The organism is Streptomyces cavernicola (genome assembly GCF_029968035.1).
GTDB lineage: Bacteria > Actinomycetota > Actinomycetes > Streptomycetales > Streptomycetaceae > Streptomyces > Streptomyces cavernicola.
The window spans coordinates 116736-135184 of sequence record NZ_JASCIQ010000004.1 but is presented as its reverse complement, the minus strand read 5'-3'; the positions used below and the strand labels follow the sequence as shown (position 1 = coordinate 135184).

15 protein-coding genes are annotated in these 18449 nt (G+C 70.3%); 6 read left to right on the top strand and 9 right to left on the bottom strand.

Annotated elements, in window-relative coordinates; all coding sequences use genetic code 11:
- The first annotated feature begins 77 nt into the window (after window positions 1-77).
- Window positions 78-1343 (top strand): NAD(P)/FAD-dependent oxidoreductase, encoded by a 1266-nt coding sequence (locus QIS96_RS05530; RefSeq protein WP_282541232.1) that lies wholly within the window; start codon window positions 78-80, stop codon window positions 1341-1343.
- Between the two features lie 242 nt (window positions 1344-1585).
- Window positions 1586-2917 carry a hypothetical protein gene (locus QIS96_RS05525; protein WP_282541231.1) on the top strand — a complete coding sequence of 444 codons (1332 nt, stop codon included), beginning with the start codon at window positions 1586-1588 and terminating at the stop codon, window positions 2915-2917.
- 56 nt (window positions 2918-2973) lie between these two features.
- Here the strand turns inward: QIS96_RS05525 and QIS96_RS05520 are convergent, their stop codons facing one another.
- Window positions 2974-3246 carry a hypothetical protein gene (locus QIS96_RS05520; protein WP_282541363.1) on the bottom strand — a complete coding sequence of 91 codons (273 nt, stop codon included), beginning with the start codon at window positions 3244-3246 and terminating at the stop codon, window positions 2974-2976.
- Window positions 3247-3353: 107 nt separating this feature from the next.
- On the bottom strand, window positions 3354-3830 hold the full coding sequence (locus QIS96_RS05515) for an Lrp/AsnC family transcriptional regulator (RefSeq protein WP_282541230.1): 477 nt from the start codon (window positions 3828-3830) through the stop codon (window positions 3354-3356).
- A gap of 102 nt (window positions 3831-3932) precedes the next feature.
- Here QIS96_RS05515 and QIS96_RS05510 point away from each other — a divergent pair, with 102 nt between their 5' ends.
- Window positions 3933-4964, top strand: a complete 1032-nt coding sequence (locus QIS96_RS05510; RefSeq protein ID WP_282541229.1) for a 1-aminocyclopropane-1-carboxylate deaminase/D-cysteine desulfhydrase — start codon at window positions 3933-3935, stop codon at window positions 4962-4964.
- A 367-nt stretch (window positions 4965-5331) separates the two neighbouring features.
- On the opposite strand, the gene QIS96_RS05505 is transcribed toward QIS96_RS05510, so the two are convergent.
- The 6 genes from QIS96_RS05505 to QIS96_RS05480 all read right to left on the bottom strand — a co-directional run bounded on the left by QIS96_RS05505 (window position 5332) and on the right by QIS96_RS05480 (window position 13022).
- Complete coding sequence (locus QIS96_RS05505) at window positions 5332-6111, bottom strand: alpha/beta hydrolase (RefSeq protein ID WP_282541228.1); 780 nt, start codon at window positions 6109-6111, stop codon at window positions 5332-5334.
- 283 nt (window positions 6112-6394) lie between these two features.
- Entirely contained in the window at window positions 6395-7051 is a 657-nt protein-coding gene (locus QIS96_RS05500) for a GNAT family N-acetyltransferase (RefSeq protein ID WP_282541227.1), read from the bottom strand.
- On the bottom strand, window positions 7048-8292 hold the full coding sequence (locus QIS96_RS05495; RefSeq protein ID WP_282541226.1) for a ThiF family adenylyltransferase: 1245 nt from the start codon (window positions 8290-8292) through the stop codon (window positions 7048-7050). The genes QIS96_RS05500 and QIS96_RS05495 overlap by 4 nt, the downstream gene beginning before the upstream one ends.
- Window positions 8293-8572: 280 nt before the next feature.
- Window positions 8573-10573 (bottom strand): ATP-binding protein, encoded by a 2001-nt coding sequence (locus QIS96_RS05490; RefSeq protein ID WP_282541225.1) that lies wholly within the window; start codon window positions 10571-10573, stop codon window positions 8573-8575.
- A 258-nt stretch (window positions 10574-10831) separates the two neighbouring features.
- Complete coding sequence (locus tag QIS96_RS05485) at window positions 10832-11950, bottom strand: fatty acid desaturase family protein (RefSeq protein WP_282541224.1); 1119 nt, start codon at window positions 11948-11950, stop codon at window positions 10832-10834.
- 7 nt (window positions 11951-11957) lie between these two features.
- Entirely contained in the window at window positions 11958-13022 is a 1065-nt protein-coding gene (locus QIS96_RS05480; protein ID WP_282541223.1) for a ferredoxin reductase, read from the bottom strand.
- Window positions 13023-13109: 87 nt separating this feature from the next.
- Between QIS96_RS05480 and QIS96_RS05475 the strand changes: the two genes are divergently transcribed.
- A complete protein-coding gene (locus QIS96_RS05475; RefSeq protein ID WP_282541222.1) occupies window positions 13110-14249 on the top strand; it encodes a PucR family transcriptional regulator in 1140 nt (379 codons plus the stop codon).
- 46 nt (window positions 14250-14295) lie between these two features.
- On the opposite strand, the gene QIS96_RS05470 is transcribed toward QIS96_RS05475, so the two are convergent.
- Window positions 14296-15339 (bottom strand): hypothetical protein, encoded by a 1044-nt coding sequence (locus QIS96_RS05470; protein WP_282541221.1) that lies wholly within the window; start codon window positions 15337-15339, stop codon window positions 14296-14298.
- A 447-nt stretch (window positions 15340-15786) separates the two neighbouring features.
- On the opposite strand from QIS96_RS05470, the gene QIS96_RS05465 reads away from it, so the two are divergent.
- Window positions 15787-16182 carry a nuclear transport factor 2 family protein gene (locus tag QIS96_RS05465; protein WP_282541220.1) on the top strand — a complete coding sequence of 132 codons (396 nt, stop codon included), beginning with the start codon at window positions 15787-15789 and terminating at the stop codon, window positions 16180-16182.
- Window positions 16183-16314: 132 nt separating this feature from the next.
- The gene (locus QIS96_RS05460) at window positions 16315-18438 is read left to right on the top strand and encodes an NACHT domain-containing protein (protein ID WP_282541219.1); all 2124 of its coding nucleotides are present in this window, start codon (window positions 16315-16317) and stop codon (window positions 18436-18438) included.
- Window positions 18439-18449: the final 11 nt, after the last annotated feature.

The following is an 18449-nucleotide window of genomic DNA, read 5'->3' as shown; positions in this document are numbered from 1 at the left end:
CGCCGCTTCCCGGTCCTGCTCCCCACCGCTGAGGCGGACTCCTGCTGATGACCGCATCGAACAGAGGTGAACCACTGATGAAGACGCCCACGCACGCCGGCGTCGTGATCGTCGGAGCCGGACAGGCCGGTGCCACCTGCGCCGCCTTGCTCCGCCGCTACGGATACGACCGCCCCGTCACCCTCGTCGGGGAGGAGGACACCGCCCCGTACCACCGCCCACCCCTGACGAAGAAGTGGCTGGCCGGCGGTGCCGACGACGAACTGCCCCTGCGCGCCGAGACGTTCTACGACGACCAGGGCATCACCCTGCTCACGGGCACGCGCGTCAACGCCCTGGAGCTCGGCGACCGCAGGATCCTCCTGGCGGACGGCACAGCTCTCCCGTTCGAGCACCTTGTCCTGGCCACCGGAGCGGGCGCCCGACGACTGCCCCTGCCCGGCGCGGATCTGTGCGGCGTGCACCACCTGCGGGACCGGCGTGATGCCGCTGCCCTGCGGCAGGACCTCGCCCGCAGCGAACGACTCGTGGTCATCGGCGGCGGCTACTTGGGCCTGGAAGCGGCGGCGACCGCGCGAATCCTCGGAGTGGACGTCGAGGTCGTCGAGGGGAGCGAGCGGTTGCTCTCCCGAGCCGCCTCGGCCCTCGTCTCGGAAGCCGTGGCACGACTGCACCGGGAGAGGGGCGTCGTGCTGTACACCGGCGCGCAGGTGAAGCGGCTTCGCGGGACCGCAGGGCGGGTCACCGGCGTGGAGCTGGGCGACGGCCGCGTACTCGCCTGCGACACCGTGCTCGTGGCCATCGGCGCGGTTCCCAACGACGCCCTGGGCCGGGCCGCGGGCCTCGCCTGCGAGGGCGGCATCCTGGTCGACGCCGCAGGCCGTACCGCGGACCCCGCCGTGCACGCCATCGGCGATGTCACCGTACGGCCGGTCCCGGGACAGCCCGGACGGCGCCGTGTGGAGAGCGTGGCCAACGCCAACGAGCAGGCTGACCAGGTAGCCGCAGCCGTCTGCGGACGCCCAGTCCCGCAGCAGTCCGCGCCCTCGTTCTGGTCCGACCAGTACGACACGAAGATTCAGATCGTGGGAATGAGCGGTGAGGACGATGCCGGCGTGGTGCGCGGCACCACAGCCACCGGATCCTTCGCCGTCTTCCATCTCGACAGCGCAGGCCGCCTGACCTCCGTCGAAGCCATCGCCTCTCCGCGCGAAGCCATGGCCGGCAAACGCTGGCTGAACCAGGGAGCCCACCCCGACCCGCTGGAGCTCGGCGACCTGGGGGTGCCGCTGGCGAAAGTACGGACCGGGCCTGTCCGGAGCCGCGATGCTCTGATCACCTGAAGCGGTAAGGCCTTCTGGCACCCGCTGTGAGGTCGCGCTCGCGGGCGGACGTCCGGCCCTCCGGGGCATACACCCGTGCGGTCGACTTCTTCGCCCTCCCCTTCGCTTCGGGCCTGCGCCAGAAGTGCGGTCGGTCACGACGTCGCATCTCGACGGTGACATCGGGCTCGCGAGGCCTCGGTGGCTGATGTTTCGTGAGAGAGGACAAATTCCTGCGTATAGCGCCTTATGAGGAGGCCGTGGTGGGCGACTGGACTCGGGTGTCAACGGCTACCGAGCTGGTGGCGGCGGTCGACCGGCAGGAGCCGGCCATCGAGGTCGACGGCGTGCTGCGCGGGATGCCGATGATCACGCTGGCGCCGGGGGTGCGGCTGCGCGGCGGCACCCTGGAATTCGGCGCCAAGGGGGTCCGGCTGACCCGGGACAACGTCCTGGAGGACGTCACGATCCGCAGCCCCGAACATGAGACGGCCATCCTCAACGACGTCTCGGTGGCCGATCTCGGCACCCTGGTGCTGCGCGCCGTACGCACCAGCGGACAGGTGCTGCTCCTGGCCCGCGACGCGGTGCGCTCCGGGCATGTCCAGGTCGCCGGCCTGGCGGTGGAGGCAGCCGACGTACGCGGGCGCATGGAGCGTCCGCACGGCTTCGGCGTGGACGCCCTGCAAGGCGCCTTCACGCTGTGGAACCAGCAGCCGGACAGCGCCGTCGAGATCACCGCGGAATTGCTCGATGTGGCCGCGGGCAGCGCCGACCGCCCGGTACGGGGCAGCGGCGTCTTCGTCGGGGGACATGGCGACTGGAACGGGGCAGCGGACGGCGGCACCGTGCGGGTGTCGATGCTGCGCACCGGAGAGATCCACACCGACGGCGGTATCCCGGCCGGCACGCCGGACCTGATCAGCGGAGGAGTGTTCGTCATCTGTGGCGCAGTGGTGGACGAGGTGATCAACGCGGGTCCGGTCACCACCCACGGCCAGAACGACATGGTGCTGGACAACTGGGGCCGGGTGGAGACCTGGACCGCCACCGCGCCGGTGACTTCGCACGGGCCCAGCGGCATCGGGTTCGTCAACTTCAGCGACCTCGGCCGACTGGACGTGCGGGCACCGATCACCACCCACGGCACCGGAGCGCGCGGCTTCAACCTCTACGACGGCTCGCTGCGGCACGCCTCGTTCGACTCCATCGCCACCACGGGCGACGGCGCGATCGGGATCCAGATCACCAAGGAGCTGCCGCGGTTGGAGGTCCACGGCGACCTGACCACCTCCGGCGGCACCGGAACCAGCCTGGTCCGCGGCGTCCAGGTCCAACTGCAGGCGATCGCCCTGAGCATCAAGCCGGGCGGGCGCGTCGGACAGGCCGCAGTGGGCGGACGCATCGCCACCCGAGGCGACCACCTGGTCACGGTCGACATCGACGGCGAACTCGGTGACCTGCGCGCCGACGGCGGCATCCACGCTGAAGGCCGAGGGTCGGACGCCGTTCACCTCAAGGGCGACGGCGTCGAGTTGACCGGAGTCGAGGTCACCGCCGTGGATGGGGGGGCCATCGTCCGCGCTCAGGCGTGACGTCCCGGCTCTCCTCCGGCGGGGGCCGGACGACCTCCCACGGCCGCGCGATCGGATCAGCTGAGCATGGGTGCAGGTGTGGCCTGAACTGACGTGCAGCTGCGGCGAGTTGAGCGGTTGCGGCGACGGTGCGTGCCGGCCGATGGCGGTCGAACCGGCACACCGGACGCTTCAGTCCGTGGTCGAACCGGCACACCGGACGCTTCAGTCCGTGCACGCCGCCTCACCGTCGTACAGGCGGCGCAGTGCACGCTTGAGGACCTTGTTGCTGGGCACAGACCTCCTCGCCGTGTGGGATGCGGGAGGCCGATGACGGCTGCTTCCGCGATCGCCGGGTGGCTCAGGAGTGCCTCCTCGACCTCGCAGGGGCAGCCTGAAGCGCTAGCCGCGACACTTCCCGCCGGCCTGCGGCTACCGGAACGTCATCCCGTGCTTGTCACGCATCGTCTGTCGCCAGTCGATGCAGGAGAAGAGACATTCGGTGGGGGATGACCTCGGTCGTCGCGATCGAGGTGCTGCTGCGCTGCACGCCGGGCGCCAATTGAATCGCCTGCGTGATCCGGTGCAGATCAACGGTGTCGCGCGCGACCACTCGGAGCATGAGATCCGCGTCTCCTGTCATGGTGTGCGCTTCGACGACCTCTGGAATGGCGCCGATCGCCGTATGGACCGAGTCGATCTGCTGCTGCGACACGGACAGGGACACGAAGGCCAGCAGAGGGCGGCCGACGGCTGCCGGGGAGAGGGAGGCGCTGGGCGTGTCCAGCGCTCCACTGTCGCGGAGCCTCTTCAGGCGTGCGTGCACCGTGTTCCGCGAAACCCCCAGTCGCGCGCCGATCTCGATCAGTGAGGCTTCGGGCGAGCTGTCCCGGGCGAGCAGGATCCGGGCGTCAACCGCATCAAGGCTGTGCATATGGCGGACGCTACACCGCAGAGTAGGTCTTTGTCTGTGCATTTGCTTGGTTGAATTTGATGTGGTTGTGCATATGAAGTGGGATATCTAGATTCTGCGAGCATGAATACAGCGCAGCACCACATCGAATTGCCGTGTATCGACCTGCGGGGTTTCACCTCGCCCGTGCAGTTCCTGCCTCGGCTGAGCGATGAGCTCGGCGTGGAGGTCTGGTCCAAGCGCGACGACCTGGGCTCGGTGGGCCTCGCAGGGAACAAGGTGCGCAAGCTGGAGACGGAGCTCGCGCACGCACGCGCGCTGGGCGCCACGCATATCGTGACCGAAGGCTCGCGCCATTCCAACGCCACTCGTGCGGCTGCCGCCGCGGCAGCTTCGATCGGAATGAAGTGCACTCTCGTGCTCTGCCACGACGAGCCGAAAGAGCCCGTGGGAAATCTTCTTCTCGATGCCCTTTTCGGGGCCGATCTCCGTCTTGTCGGCGACGTTTCCTGGGGGGAACTCGCTCGGCTGACCGAGGAAGTCGTCCGCGAGCTGGAGGCGGCCGGCGAGCGGGTCCACCGACTGCCCATCGGTTCGGCGACCGGCCGTGGTGCGGCGAGCTTCGCGCGCGCCTACATCGAAGCGGAAGAGCAGATGGCGGAGCAGGGCGCGGCGTTCCGTACGATCGTGCACGCCAGCTCGGCGGGCAGCACGCATGCGGGACTCGCACTGGGGCGAACGCTCCGCCAGAGGTCGACCCGCATCATCGGCGTCGTTGTCGCGGGGGAGGTGTATGACGACGTACCGGGGAATTACCTTCGGCTCGCGAACGAGGCGGCCGAAATTATCGCGCCCACCGTTCGCATTGCTGCCTCAGACATCGAGCTGACCGAGGACTACTTGGGGGAGGGCTACGGAAAGCCCGCCGTAGGCGTCACGGAGGCCATCGACCTCATGGCGCGGCTCGAGGGAATCGTGGTCGACCCGGTGTACACGGCGAAAGCGGTCGCCGCATTCATCGATATGGCGCGCAAGGAAACGATCGAGGGCCCGGTGCTTTTCTGGCACACCGGCGGGTACCACGCGATATTCGACCCGAGTCATACGGCGGCGGTTTGGGCAGACCTTCCTCGACTGCGAGACATTCGGCTCTAGGGGGCGTCTCCCCGATCTTTGCGGGTCCGCGACGCCTGGCACGCTCCCCCAAGCTCTCGGCTGCGCTCAAGCAGGGAGGTACCCCCATCGCCGCACGCCCGAATCACCCAAGTACGTCCAGTACGAGGGAGATCCGGGCGCACGCCGAGAGCACGCACCAGACGCCGCGGCCTGATCCGCAAAGATCGGAGAGACGCCCCCTAGCGTCGCTCTCGTTGGAGGTGAACAACGAGGTGCCACGTGTCGAAGCCTGCAGCACGGGCGGCTCGCGATCGTGCGTGCACGCGCCGGACGGGCCGGCGCCCGGCCGGCCGACGTCTGGGTGCCGGCCGGCCGCAGCACCGCCCCGCCTCCGGCGGTGACGCGGTCAGTCGGCGAGAACGCCCTCCAGCCGTAGCCAGGCCGCGCATGCGGTCGTCCAGGACGCGGTGTGCGGCTCGCGCGCGATGAACTTGTGCGGCTCGCCGCCGTATTCCACGCCGTCGGCCAGGCCGATGCCGTGGCTGCCGGCCGGGTAGACATGCAACTCCACCGGTACCGCGGCAGCCGCCAACGCCCGGGTCCACTCCAGGGCGTTGGGCAGGCCCGGCGGGTCCTGAGCGGTGGCCCATACGAAGGTCGGGCACACCGACGCGTCGACATGCTTGGCCGGGGACAGCTCGTCCTTGATGGGCAGCAGGTCGCCGAGCAGGTTCTCGACCACCGGAGGTGGCAGCAGGTCGAGGTCGGCCAACGCGTAGGCGAGGATCGCGAAGTCCGGTCGGGGCGGGTCGGCGACGCCTTCCTCGATGGACAGGACCTGGCCGGTCATGAGCAGGCCGGCGAGTTGGCCGCCGGCGCTTGATCCGATGACGCCGACCCGGCCGATGTCGAGGCCGTGGTCGCCGTCGCGGATGTGGGCCAACGCGGCTCGGGCGTCTTCGAGCGGGGCCGGGAACCGGTCCGGCAGCAGCCGGTAGGAGAGAACGAAGGCGTGGATGCCGAGGCCGGACAGCCAGCGTGCGTAGCCTTCGCCCTCGTGTGGTGGAAGTTCCCGGAAGCCGCCGCCGGGCAGGACGAGGACGGCAGGTCGGGGGCCGGAGAACCGGTCCTCGGCGGGGTAAAGGGTGATCTTCTGTGAAATGGGGGTGGGAATGGCCGTAGCCACCTTCCGATACGACGCCTCCATGCCTGACGATCCGTCCGCCACCGGCACGCGACGCTGCCTGCGAGTGTAATCGCGACGATCGCTGGTGCCACTGTGGTCTGCGCCACCCTCGTGGCCTTACGAAGCAGGCCCAAGTCGGCTTTCTCGCCGGGCAGTTGAGCGGCGGCGTTGAGCGGCGGCGGCGCGCTGCCGGAAGGGCGAGGCGCCCTCGCAAGGGCACTGCCGAAGGCCCGGATCCACACTGGGGTGTCGCGTCGTCACCGGGCCGCAGTCCCGAAGGCCTTCACCTGGCGCCGGCGCGCTCGCCGAGCGTGGGAGCCGGCGTCGTGCCGGTGCCGGTGCCGGAGTCCGGCGGGGCGCCGTGGAGGATGGCGCGTTCGGCGGGGGTGGCCTGCGCGGTCCACTCGGGGGCCAGCGCCGCGTAGGTGGTGACGTCGTGCCAGTGGCCCTGGGTGTGGAACAGCTGGCGCAGGGTGGCCTCGGGTCGGAGGCCGGCGGCGAGCATGACGTCTTCCATGCGGGTGTGGTCGGCGCGATGCCCGGCCCAGATGCGGTGCAGCCCCAGCGGGCCGAACCCGTACGCCATCAACAGGCGTCCTGCTTCGTGGCCGTGACCGCGGACCGGGGCGTCGGGCAGCAGCACCAGGCTGGTGAGCATGGCGTTGCGGCCGTACTCCTCGATGAGCAGGCCCATGGTGCCGACCATGGTGTCCTGGCCGGGCGGGCACACGGCCATGGTGTGTTTGCGTCGCGGATGCGTGTAGAGCTGGGCGAGGTGTTGGGCGAAGGCGTCCTGGGCCTGACGGGCGTCCATACGGTCGACGCCGAGGTAGCGGGTGAGCAGCCGGTGGGTCTGGATGCGCTCGAAGGGCACCAGGTCGGTGACGCGCAGCTCGCGCAACCACAGGTGTTCGCCGTGCAGTTCGGGCAGCCGGTTCACCGGGTGGCTCCTGCCATGGGGCGGCCGACAGCCGCGGGGCGATCCGCCGGGCGGTCCGCGTCGGCGGCGGTGTCGGGGGTGTCGGGGGTGTCGGCGGTGTCGGGGTTGTCGCGCGGAGCGATGAGGGCTTCGAGGTCCACGTAGTAGCGGCCGGACGCGACCAGCTCTCCGAGCAGGATCCGGCGTGCGGTGTCCGTGACCAGGGCGCCGCCCAGCATGACCCCGCTGGCGAGTTGGGGCCAGCTGGACAAGGTGCTGCCGATCCGGGGGAGGGCGTCGGTCCTGGCCGGGCTGAGGCGGCTCTCGTCGCAGATGCGCAGCAGGTGGGCGAGGGCGTCCGAGGGCGGGAACGCGCGCACCTCGCGGGCGCTCAGGTCTCCCGCACGGCCGTGGAACAGCGGCCGGTCCGGCTCGAGGTCGAAGCGCTCGACGTCGAGCAGGCCACGGTCGTTGGCGTCCATGAGGACGGGGACGCGGCGCCGGCGGGCGTGCTCGCGGGCGGCGGTCTTCACCCACGGGGTGTCGCACTCCTCGACGAGCAGGTCGAGGGGGTGCTCCGGGTCGCCGAAGAACGCCTCGATGGTGTCGTCGGTGAGCCCGTCGTGCCACAGCTCGATGTCGAGGTAGGGGTCGATCTCGTACATCTGCCGGGCGCACAGCACGGTCTTGGGCAGGCCCAGATCGTGGACTCCGGCGCGCAGCCGGTTGAGGTTGCTCAGGGAGAGGGTGTCGAAGTCGGCCAGGCGGAACGATCCGCCGATGCCTTCCATCGCGCAGGTGAGCGCGGCGCTGTTGCCCACGGACAGGCCGACCACCCCGATCCGCCGCTCCAGCAGACTCTGCTGCTGAACGGCAGTGATCTTGTCGCGGTTGCGGTCCGTGCGCACCCGCCGGAACTGCTCGCACGGCAGCAGGTGCACCAGCCGCCCGGACCACGGATACCAGGCCCACGTGCCGTGGCGGCCGGGTTCGACGCCGTCCGTCAGCTCCTCAACAGCGGCCTCGAGGCGCGCCCCTGACAGGTCGTCACCCGGGCGCAGACAGCGCGCCAGTTCTACGAGTTGCTCGTCGATGCGGTCATGCACCTCCCGTACGGATCCGGAGGCGAGCAGCGCTTTCAGTGCGGCCCGGCCGTCGGGTTCGCAGGGGCGCAACAGGGCGGGGCGGACGGCGGCCTGGTGCCCAGGGCCGGGTGCGTTGCAGGGCCCGTACCCCGGAGCATTCCTGAACGAATTGATCACGATGCCGGAAGTTACCAGTGGTGGATCTTGGAAAGCCCTTTACGGCAAGAGGCGCGCCCGGTCGAATTCATGCGCGGAGTTTCACTACCGTGCGCCCCCCTCAAGTCCCGCCCCCCAAGGGGGTTTTGGGAGGGAGGGCGGGCGCACGACAAGTGATCTGCTTATCGGTTTTAGGCTCCTTTGGGGCCGGTACGGGCCAGCGCGCGCAAGCCCGCCCGCCTATGCGTACAAGCCCGCCCACCTATGCGCGCACGCCCGCCTGCCCGCCTACAGCGGAGCCTCACCACCCGCAGCCCAGGCCAGCATCGCGCCCGGATCGGCGTGGGCGGCTTGGCGGTGGTACGTCTCGTAGGCGCCGGCGCCGACCAGTTGGCGTGCGGTGCTCTCGCCGAACTCGCGCAGCGGCTGAACGTCCGGCGCCCCGCGCTGGGGGTGGCCGACCGCCTCCCACAGCCGTTGCCCCGCTCCCGAGGCCAGTGCCGCGGAGCGCCCGTCGCCGCTGGCCGAGTACGACGCGGCCAGCATGTCGAGGCCCAGGGCGATCCCGAAGGTGTCGCCGATCTGCTGCTTGGAGGTGAGCATCGAGCGGGCGTGGTCCAGGGCCGCTGCACCGTCCTGGTCCCGCAGCGCGATCACACAGTTGGTAGTCGGTGTACGAGCGGACCCAGTGCTCGCCCATGGCCACGCACTGGGCGCGCAGAGCGGTGGCCGCTTCCTGGCTCTCCTCCAGCAGACCCACACCGGTCAGCGCGAACAGCCGCAGCATCCGGCACATCCTCACCGCGTGCCCGGCCGGCTCCGTGTCGCCGCCCTCCTCGTGCGCGGTCTGCAGGGTGCCGTCCAGCATGTCGAGGGCCTCACGGGCGTTGCCCCGCAACAGGTCGCTCATGGCCTGCAGATAGGCGGCGCGCAGCAGCCCGGACGGATCCTGTTCGCCCTGCGCCAGGGCCAGACACTGACGGGCCAGATGGTTTCCGGTGGCGTGGTTGCCCTGCAGCAGATGCGTCAACCCCAGTGCCCAGATGGCCCGTTGCCTCATCAGCGTCTGATGTCCGCTGTCCCCGGCCTGCAGCACGCGGCCCAGATACTGCTGGGCGGTGTGGGCATGGCCGCAGCAGGTCCAGTAGAAGCCGGTCAGCGTGGCCAGCTCCAGGGCATCGTCGACGCGGTGCTCCAGCAAGTAGTCGAGCGCCGCGCACAGATCGGGATGGGCGTCCTTGATCGTGCGGTACCAGCCGGTCTGCTCGGCGCTCGTCCACGTGGAGTCGGCCTGCCGCGCCAGGGCGAGGAAATGGGCGGCGTGGGCGGTGGCCATGCTGTCCAGCTCCCCGAGCTCGGTGAGCCACATGCGCCCGTACTCGCGCACCGTGTCGAGCAGCAGATAGCGCTCGCCGCGGCGGGTGACCACCGACTTGTCCACCAGGCCCGCCAGCGCGATCTCGACATCACCCGCGGTCAGCGGGCCGCCGGCGCACAGCGCGGCCGCCGTCGGCGCGTCGACGTGTCCGAGCACGATCGAAAGGCGGGCCCACAGCAGCCGCTCCTTGGGCGTGCACAGTTCGTGACTCCACCCCAGGGCGGTACGCAGCACCTCGTGCCGGCGTGGCGACGGGACGCGTACCGGATCGCTCTCCTCACGCTGCAGATCGTGCCGCGGACGGCGCAGAAGATCCTCGATACTGCTGTGCCGCAGCGCCCCGGCCGCCAACTCCAGGGCCAGCGGCAGCCCGTCGAGATACGTGCACAGCTCGGTCACATGGTTCAGCTCACCGGGCTGCGGCACCACGCCCATCTGCTCCGCGCGCTGCAGGAAGAGTTCCGCGGCGTCCGTCGCACACGGCAGCGGCTCGACCACCATCACGTGCTCGTCCTCGAGGTGGAACACCTCCCGGCTGGTGGCCAGGATCGTCAGCTGCGGGCACTTCGCGAGCAGCGTCTCCACCAACTGCCGGCAGGCGGGCAGCACATGCTCACAGGAGTCGAGGACGATCAGCAGTTCGCGCTCGCCGATCCACTGGACGATGACGTCCAACGGCATCCGGGGCGTGTGGTCGGACAACCCGCACGCATCCGAGACCAGGGCCGCGAGCATCCGCTCGTCGGCCAGCTGCCACAGGTCGGCCCAGCAGCTCTCGTCACCGCCGGCGGCCTGTTCGCGCTCGACCGCCTGCCGGGCCAGTCGGCTCTTGCCGACCCCGGCGGTGCCGGTCAGTGTGATCAGCCGCTGCACCTTCAACGCGCTCCGCAATTCGGCCAGTTCCCGATCCCGCCCGACGAACACGCCCCACGCTCCCCACCGTCACCACGCCCTCGGCAGTGCCGTAACGCAGCGCGCCACAGCACATGCGGCCCCACCTTGCGGGGCCGCGCCGAGAACACTCTCAGGCAAGGCATCCTGGCACTCCGGCGCGGCCCACGAAACACCTGCGCAGCCACCAGATCACCGAACTCGCCGAAGCCGAACAGCAGTTGGAGCCGGAGCGGCCGACGCCGCAGCCGGGCGCCGCCCGGTCCGGCGGAAGGAACCGAGTGCCAGGACTCAGGCCGCGACGAGTTCCTTCTCGCGGTCCGGCGTCTTGACCTTGGGGTTCTTGTTCGGCAGCGAGAGCCGGAAGACCTTGCGCCAGGCGGAGAACACCTGCTTGGGCAGCGGCCCGCTGACGTACTCCAGCTCGTACTTCTCGAACAGTGCGCGCACCTTCACCGAGACCTCGGCGTACCGGTTGCTCGGCAGGTCCGGGAACAGGTGGTGCTCGATCTGGTGCGACAGGTTGCCGGTCATGAAGTGCATGGCCTTGCTGCCGCTGATGTTCGCCGAGCCCATCATCTGGCGCAGGTACCACTGGCCGCGCGTCTCGCCCTTGATCGACCGGCGCTCGAAGACCTGCACGCCCTCGGGGAAGTGCCCGCACATGATCACGGAGTGGGTCCAGAGGTTGCGGACCACGTTCGCGGTGAACGTGGCGGCGAGCGTGGTGATGAAGGAGGGGCCGGACAGCAGCGGGTGGATCACGTAGTCCTTGAGCACCTGCTTGCGGATCTTGCGGCCCACGGCCTTCGCCCGTGCGCGGAACTCCGGGTTCTTGCGGCGGCGCTTGCTCAGGTTCCTGCCGAGCTCCAGGTCGTACGCCGCGATGCCGTACTCGAAGAAGCACGCGTTGACGAAGTTCCACAGCGGCTGGCCGAGGTGGAACGGGTGCCACTTCTGGTCCTCGTCGACGCGCATGATGCCGTAGCCGAGGTCGTTGTCCTTGCCGATCACGTTCGTGTACGTGTGGTGCAGCTCGTTGTGCGAGTGCTTCCACTGGTCGGACGGCGAGGCGTGGTCCCACTCCCAGGTGGTGGAGTGGATCTTCGGGTCCCGCATCCAGTCCCACTGGCCGTGCAGGACGTTGTGGCCGATCTCCATGTTGTCCATGATCTTCGCCACGGAAAGCCCTGCGGTGCCGAGGATCCACGCGGGCGGGAAGAACGAGAACAACAGCACGCCCCGGCTGGCCAGTTCGAGCTTGCGCTGCGCCGAGATGACCTTGCGGATGTACGCGGCGTCCTTCTCGCCGCGGTCGGCGATCACCTCGTCGCGGATCGCGTCCAGCTCGCGGCCGAGCTCCTCGATCTGCTCCGCGGTCAGGTGGGCGGTGGGGTCGATGGCGGTCAAGGTGTTCCTACCGTTCGATGTCGCAGGGGCCCGCCGCGGCGGACACACAGGTCTGGATGAGGACGCCCGGCTCGCCCTCGGTGATCTCGCCGGTGCGCAGGTCGCGGACGGCGCCCGCCTTCAGGGGCGTGACGCAGCCGAAGCAGATGCCCATGCGGCACCCGGAGGGCATGAGCACGCCGGCCTCCTCGCCGACGTCGAGGAGCGGCGTGGCGCCGTCCGCGTCGACGGTCCTGCCGGTCGTGCTGAACGTGACCTCGCCGCCGTCGCCCGCGGCGACGACGCTGGGGCGGAAGCGCTCGGTGTGCAGACGCTCCCGCACCCCGTGGGCGGTCCAGTGCTCCTCGGCGGCGTCGAGCAGGCCCGCGGGCCCGCACGCCCAGGTCTCGCGCTCGGCCCAGTCGGGCACGAGTGCGTCGAGACGGGCGATGTCGAGCATGCCGTCCGTGTCGGTGTGCACCTCGGTGAGCCGCAGCTTCTCCTCCGCGACCAGCCCGTGCAGTTCGTCGCGGAAGATCACGTCCTGCGGCTGCGGCGCGCAGTGGACCATGGCGATGTCGTCGATGGCATCGGACTCGCTGTCGCGCAGCATGCCCATCACGGGCGTGATGCCGCTGCCGGCCGTCAGGTAGAGCACCTTGGCGGGCTTGGCCTGCGGCAGTACGAAGTCACCGGTCGCCTGGTCGAGGTGGATCAGCGTGCCCGGTGCGGCCCTGCGGACCAGGTGGTTGCTGACCTTGCCGTCCGGGATCGCCTTCACGGTGATCGTGACGCGGCCGTCCTCGCGGTCGGTGGGCGAGGTGAGGGAGTAGGCACGCCACAGGCGCACCCCGTCGACATCGACCCCGATCCGTACGTACTGACCGGCCGTGTGGCCGCGCCAGCCCCGGCCCGGCCTGATCACGACGGTCGCGGCGTCGGCCGTCTCGGGGCGCACGGCCTCGATGCGGCCACGCAGGTCGGCGCCCGCACGCAGCGGGCTGACCAGGTCGAGATAGTCCGACGGCAGCAGCGGCGTCGTGACCATCTCCAGCAGTTTCCACGCCCTGCTGCGGAGGGCTGTACTCGTCATGGCCCCAGCTTGCTGCGCTTCAAGGCGTAAAGTCCTGACCGTAGGACGTAAATTTGGTCGGCAGAATTGTTCACAGGGGACAAAAACGTGAGCCAAGCGATCCGGAGGGCCAGCGAACTGGCCCTGGATGAGACGACGGTCACAGCACTACGGGCCACGCTGCGGACCACCGCCGACGAGGTCGTCCAGGCGATCATCGACGAGGTCCCGCCCTACGCCAACGCCCTCTCGGGCCGCATGGGCGGCACCATCCGCCGAGCCGTCCGCACCGCCCTGGGCCACTACCTCGACCTCGCGAGCGGCAACGCCACCGGCGGCGACGCCGGCGACGCGGCCTACGAACTGGGCCGCGGCGAGGTCCGCGACGGCCGGTCGATGGACGCCCTGCTCAGCGCCTACCGCGTCGGCGCCCGCGTGGCCTGGCGATGCCTGGCGGAAGGCGCCGTACCCGCAGGTCTGCCCGCCGCCGAGGTCGCCAAGTTCGCCGAGCTGACCTTCGCCTACATCGACGAGCTCTCCGCCGCCAGCGCCGCGGGCCACGCCGACGAACTCGCCGCCCGGGGCCGAGCCCACGAACGCCACCTGGAACACCTGGCCCGCGACCTCCTCGCCGGCGCGAGCCCGGACGTGGTGCAGGCCTCTGCTCAACGGGTCGGGTGGCAGCCCCCGGACACGCTGACCGCGGTCCTGCTGCCCGCCGCCCAGGCCTGGCCCGCCTACCGCGCGCTCGACCCCAGCACCCTCGTCCTCGACGATCTCCCGGACGCCACCGGTGTCCTCCTCGTCCCCGACGCCGACCGACCGCGTCTCCTGCGGCAACTGACCGACCGCACCGCCGTGGTCGGCCCCGCCCGGCCATGGACGCGCGCGTCCGCCTCGTACGCACGAGCCGTACGCGCCCGCTCCCTCTCCGCCGACATCCGCGACACCGAGGACCACCTGCCCGAGCTGGTGCTGAGCGCCGACGCGGACGCGTACGCGGACCTGCGCGCCCGAGCCCTCGCACCCTTGCGGACCCTGCCTCCCGCGACCGCGCGACGCCTTGAGGAGACGCTGCGGGAGTGGCTGCTGCACCAGGGCAGGCGGGACGACGTGGCGGCGGCGCTGTTCGTCCACCCCCAGACCGTCCGGTACCGGATGTCGCAGCTGCGGGAACTGTTCCCGGACCTCGCATCGCCCCAACGGGTCCTCGAACTGACGCTGGCGCTCGGCCGTCGGGTCGGCTGACGCGTACCCGGACGAAAACGCCGGCCAGGGGCCGACACGTGCCCGGCTACTGCATCAGCTCGGTGTGGGGGTGCTCCGGTGCTGCCGGGCAGACGTAGAGCTGCTGTTTGTAGCCTCGGCCGATCTGGACCGCGGTCGGTCGGGTCGGGGCGGGCGCGGCTTCGTCCGGGATCCAACTACGCGTGCTGTCGTCCCATTCGAAGGTGGCGATGGTCAGCAGCGGGACCATCTCGGTGGCGCAGGCGGGGCAGGACCGGGGGACGGGGTCGGTGAGGCCCCAGGGGGCCCAGCCGCCGACCTTCCAGCCGGGGGCGACGGACAGCGCGGTGTCGTAGAACTCCTGCGGGTAGGAGGCGTAGGCGTCGTCCACCGCGGGCTCGGCCGCCTGCCAGCTGCTCCAGTCCTCGATCTGCCCGCGCAGCTCCATGCTCAGCTCCAAGGAGTGGGGGTACTCGGTGACTTGCTCCGGCGCGAGCAGGCACGGCTCGGGCACGTAGTCGTCGAACTGCACCGCGGGCGGCTCCGGCGGGGCGGCGAGGACGTCGGTGATCGTGGCTTCGGACCGCCAGAACAGCACGGTCCTGGGCATGAAGTTCTCCGGCGGGTGGTCGAAGGGGCACCACAGGACCTGCAGCAGATCCGCCCCTGCGGGCGCGGGCAGGCCAGGAACGTCCCGTACGTACAACTGGGCCACGGGCAGCAGCGGGACGGGACCCTCGGGCCACGGACGGCCGGCCTTGATCCGGTCCAGCTCCGCCCGCTCCTCAGGGGTGCAGTACGCGGAGGGAGGGAGGTTGGGGTCGACGCGCAGGCGGCTGTCCACGGCCGCCCGTATGCGACGCTGCGACCGCACGTCGTCGGGGGAGAGGATCGGGTTCATCCCGTCCCAGGTGTGCAGGCGGTCGCAGTACGGCCACGGCTCGTCGGCGGGCCAGAGCAGCGGCCCGCCGACCGAACTGTCGCGCGGCGTCGGTGTCGGTGACGCGGGGCGGGGGTGCAGCCGGGTCACCGTGCGTGCCAGCGGGGCCAGTTGGGGAAAGAGCGCGGTGACGTCGAGCGGCCGCGGCGGGGTCGTACGGGGCGTTTTCACAGGGGAGATGCTGCCGGACGCCACTGACAAACGGCCTACCGATCGCGTCCGTCGGCTCATTGCCTCACCCCGGCAGTTCTCCCGCCTCCCGCACTGCCGGGTCCGTACGCGTACTCAAGGTCGGCGCTCGCGACTGCCACGTTCCGAGCACCGCCGACCGTGCAGCGCTCCGGATCGGCGCCGCACTCGGGGACCCGCACCGGCGCGGACGGGCTGTCGGCCGCGTCCGCGCCGGGGGCGCTCATCCGTAGTTCGGAGGGGGGTGCCCTACGGATGCACTCGCCGATGACCAGTCGGCTCACCTTCGACTGCGCCACCGGCCCGGCGCGCGTCACACCCTGCGCGTCACACCCTGCGCGTCACCCTGCGCGGGACAGCCACGACGGGCGCACCGACATGCCGCCCCGGTGCCGTAGCCGGGTCTGCCGCGCGTCCTAGCGTGCAGGGATGAGCGAAAGCGAGCATGTGCCTGACCGGTTGATCGCGCTGGAGCGGGAGTGGGCGGCGGCCATCGTCTCCAACGACCCTGACCGGATCGGCGCGTTCATGACGGACGACTGGGTGATCGTCGCCGGTCGGGGCGTCGGGACACGGGAGGAGTTCCTCGGCCACATCCGGTCCGGGGACCTGACCCACTCCGCGATGCAGACCGCCGAAGCGCCTCGCGTCCGCGTCTACGGCGATGCCGGGGACACGGCCGTCGTGACCGGACGTACGACGAACACGGCTCACTTCCGCGGCCAGCGGTTCGACGCCGACGAGTGGACGACGGACGTGTTCGTGCGGCGCGGGGGCGAGTGGCGCTGTGCCCTCACCCACCTCACCACGGCCGAACCGGGTTGAACGACCGGCTGGGGCTGATCCCCTTCCGGCCGATCCGTTTGCTCAGTTCCTGAGTGCCGCGTCGGTGAAGGTCCTTGCCCTTGCTCGGTGTTCGTTCTCCGGAATTCGTCGCTTTCGCTCTCCGCCCGTTGCATGCTCTTCGTCATGGGCAAGCAACGGGCGCACGCATGGGTCTGGGGGCTGGTGTGCGTGGTGGCGACGGGTGTGGCGGTGATGTCGGTCCTCCCGGTGAAGTGGGGCGATGCGGATCCGTTCGGGGCAGGAGTCGGCTTGCCGAGTCTTGTGTCCGCCTGCCTGTCGGGGTGGATGTCCTGGCGGACGCTGCGCCATCAGGAGCGTGATGTGGTGGCCATGGCGGGCCAGTTCGCTGTGGCGGTGCGCCAGGCAGAGAGCAACGCGTGGGCACGGCTGCTCGGTGGGGACAGCAAGACGATCGACGTGCGCTTCGAATCCAGACCCGCGATGTCACGCAACGCCGCGGGCGCTGCCGCGGTGGGGCGGCTGAGTGAGGTGGCGAGCTACTACCGGCGGCTGCAGCCGGGGCGTCTGGTGATCACCGGAGCGCCAGGGGCGGGCAAGACCGTCCTCGCCGTCGAGCTCATCCTCGCCCTGCTGCAGGACCGCAAGCCCGATGACCCCGTTCCCGTACGGCTGCCGCTGGCCTCTTGGGCCACCTTGCCTGCTCCTGCCGCCGGGGCCGGGAGCCGAGCCGTAACAGGGAACCGCGATCCGGACGCGGCGGCCCAAGCCGTACGGGCGTGGGTGTGCCGGCACCTGGTCGACACCTACTCAGGGATTTCCAGCACCACCGCGACCGCGTTGATGGACGCCGGGCTCATCCTCCCCGTCCTCGACGGGCTGGATGAGTTGGCCGCCGAGGAGACGCCCGGGTACGGGTCCCCGGCACGGCAGGCGTTGTCCGTGCTCAATGGTTTTCAGCAGGGTCGGGCGAAGGCGAACGTGGTGCTGACCTGCCGCAGCGAGCAGTACGAGGCGTTGGAAGCCGTCCAGGTGTGGGCTCAGGATGCGGCCCGGATCGAGATCACGCAGGTCAGCCCGGCCCAGGTGCGTCGGTTCGTGCACGAGCGTGTGGAGAACACGACGCGCTGGGAGCCGCTCCTGTACGCCCTTGAGCGGGCTCCGTCCTCGGCGTTGGCGCGGGCCTTCTGCACTCCTTGGAGACTGACCCTGGCCGTGACCGTCTACGAGCAGCGTGACGAGGTCACGGGTGCCTATCTGTGTGAGCCGCAGGATCTGCTCGACCCCGCCCTGGGCACCGATCGGGCGGTCCGCGATCACCTGCTCGGGCTGTTCGTTCTGGCCACCACGGCTCGTCGCCGCACCCCGTCGGGCAGAACCTACGCTCCTGAGCAAGTCCGGGCCTGGCTCGGGGTATTGGCCACCTACCTCAGCAGTAACACGGCCACCGGCCGCACGGTCGGCGGTCGGCCCCTCTCCGGCACCGACCTGGTCCCGCACGACCTGTGGCCCCTGATCGGCGCACGCCGCCCTCGCATCGTCGAGGCCGTACTCGTCGCCATGACGGTCTCGGGCGTGTGCGCCCTGGGGATGCGGTGGTCCGTATGGGGGTTTGACGCCATCCCTGTGCTCATCTTGTTCGTCCTGCCCTTGTTCATCGCGTTGTTGCGGGTGAACGGCCACGTGTGGATCCAGCCGTGGCCGGACCGTCCACGGGTCGGCCCAAGGCAGTTGCGCGCTCCGCGGGCTCGATGGAGAACAGCGTCGCTGGTCGTAGCTGTGCTACTGACAGGACTCGGATACGTGCTCGTGTTGCAGATCCAGCCCGACGACGTCGTGGGCCTGTCGTTCCTGCTGATGTTCGGGTTGCTGGTGTGGCTCATGATCCGGCCCGGGGGCAGGGTGGACGCGGTCGACATCATGGACTCGCCGCGCAGCGTCGTCGTCGCCGAACTCACCGCCGCCCTCCTGTTCGGAGTCCCGATCGGCGTCCTGTTCGGGGGCATGATGGGACCCTTGTTCGGGGTGCTTGCCGGGGTCGGTGTGGGGCTGCTGTGCGGGCTCGGCGGGACGGGCGTGCGCTACCTCGCTCTTCTGCTGTGCACCCGTCGCGGTCCGCAGGCCCTGCCCTGGAGGCTGCGCAGGTTCCTGCATTGGGCGACCGAAGCCGGCTTGCTCCGAGTCGCAGGCACCGCCTACCAGTTCCGCCACCGCGAACTACAGGACTGGCTCGCCGATTTGCCGACCTCCCCTGACGGCCGTCCCGCTCAGGCGTAACAGGGAAGCGG